The 504-nt window shown below is 31.0% G+C and carries 1 pseudogene; it reads left to right on the top strand.

Going from position 1 to position 504, the window contains the following annotated elements:
* Positions 1–454: pseudogene (hpt, locus tag AZI32_RS17745) on the top strand (hypoxanthine phosphoribosyltransferase); the annotation flags it as partial.
* Positions 455–504 lie beyond the last annotated feature (50 nt).

A 504-nucleotide genomic window follows, 5' to 3' on the forward strand; every position in this document is an offset into this window, starting at 1 on the left:
GAAAGAAATTAATGGTAATATCACTATTAAAAGGAAGCTTCATATTCTGCGCAGACTTAGTAAGAAACATAACAGTACCTGTTAAAATCGGATTTATGACTACTTCAAGCTACGGGCATGGAGAAAGCAGTACTGGTCAAGTTAACATGGTAGCAGATATAAGTGATGATATAGAAGGATATGATGTTTTAGTTGTAGATGATATAACTGATACAAATAATTTAGAAGATATCTTACAATGAACTTTGTTATGGGTCACTTAAAAACTAAGAACCCTGCTAGTATAAAATGTTGTGTTCTTTTAGATAAACCAAGCAGAAGAAAAGTGGAATTAGTTCCTAACTACTGTGGATTTGAAATAGAAGATAAATTTGTTGTAGGATACGGATTAAACTTCGGAGACTACTACAGAAACATACCTTACGTATTTAACGTTACTGACGAAGATAGATAATAAAAAGATTGGGATTTTCCCAATCTTTTTTTATGCTTAAATAAATTATA

The organism is Clostridium sp. ATCC 25772 (genome assembly GCF_001573875.1).
Classification (GTDB): Bacteria; Bacillota; Clostridia; order Clostridiales; family Clostridiaceae; genus Clostridium_J; species Clostridium_J senegalense.